Origin of the sequence: Kitasatospora sp. A2-31 (assembly GCF_022288725.1) — a bacterium.
In the GTDB taxonomy this organism is placed as follows: Bacteria; Actinomycetota; Actinomycetes; order Streptomycetales; family Streptomycetaceae; genus Kitasatospora.
In genome coordinates this window covers 1-1,226 of the sequence record NZ_JAKNTA010000226.1, presented here as the reverse complement: position 1 = coordinate 1,226, position 1,226 = coordinate 1, and the positions used below count along the sequence as shown (strand labels likewise).

At 73.2% G+C, this 1,226-nt stretch carries 2 protein-coding genes; both read right to left on the bottom strand.

Features of this window, described 5'->3' with window-relative positions:
- The coding region (locus MCM47_RS41080) for a cytochrome P450 (RefSeq protein WP_238951865.1) at window positions 1–949 on the bottom strand (949 nt) is incomplete at its 3' end.
- 9 nt (window positions 950–958) lie between these two features.
- A partial coding sequence (locus tag MCM47_RS41075; protein ID WP_374209289.1) for a DUF6545 domain-containing protein occupies window positions 959–1,226 on the bottom strand: 268 nt, incomplete at its 5' end.

Below are 1,226 nucleotides of genomic sequence, written 5' to 3'. Positions count from 1 at the left end.
GGAACTTCGCCGGGTCGCGGTTGGCCGCGCCCGGGCACACGAAGACCGGGCTGCCGGCGGGCACGGTGGCCTCGGCGAGTTCGACATCCTCGGGTGCCCATCGCCACGTGGCGATGCTGACCGGGGAGTCGTACCGCAGCAGCTCGTCGACGGCGTCGGCGATGCAGTGCGGGCTGGTGCGCAGATGCTCCAGTTCGGCGGGGTGCTGGAGAAGCGCCAGCACGGAGTTGCCGATCGCCGCAGTGGTGGTCTCGTGGCCGGCGACCAGGAGCAGCACGGCGAGCGAGAGCAGCTCGTCCTCGCTGAGCCGGTTCTCGTCCTGGTCGTGGACCGAGATCAGGTCGGAGAGCAGCGAGCGGTCCGGGTGGGCGCGCTTGGCCTCGATCAGCCCGGCCATGTATCCGGCCAGGGCGTGGGAGGCCGCGTCGATCCGCTGGTGGTCGCCGGTGGCGAACAGGTCGGTTGACCAGGCCCTGATCGAGTCCCTGTCGGTCGTCGGTACGCCGAGGAGCTGGCAGATGACGGTGACCGGCAGCGGGCCCGCCAGCTCCTCGACGAGGTCGACCTCGGTGCCGCCCTCCCAGTTCCCGACCAGCTGCTCGGCGAGAGCGCGGATGTACGGGCGCAGCCCGTCCACCCGGGCCGGGGTGAACGCCCTCGTCAGCAGCCGGCGCAGCCGGGTGTGTTCGGGCGGGTCGACGGTGAGCATGGTGCGGGCGATGGCGGGGTGGAGCGACCGTCCCGAGGGCCTGTCCGCGAAGTAGGCGCCGGCGTCCTTGGACAGCGGTGCGGTGAACGCCTTCCGAGCCTCGTCGTAGCCGGTGACGACGGCCGAGGTGGAGGCCCCGCCGTCCAAGGACACCTGCAGGACCGGGGAGGAGGTCCGCAAGGCGGAGTAGGTGGGGTAGCGGTCGGCGTAGAACGCCGGGTCGGCGAAGGGAGAGGCCATGGTCGTTCCCTATGCCGCAGTCGCAGTGGGCGCCGCTTGCCGCTGGACGGCCACGGCGGTGCGGACGATGTCGGAGGTCGCGTACTGCTGGGAGACCGAGCGTAGCCACAGGGCCTCGGCGCGGAGGTCTCCCGCGCGGGCGGACTCGCCGGTGGCCTGGCGGGTGGGAGCCTGCTGGGGCTGGGCGCCGCTGCGGGCCGCCTCGATCGCCGCGGCGACGACGGCCGCCTCGACGATTGCCGCACCGGTCGGGGTGCCGTCCTGGCCGCGGCGGGCG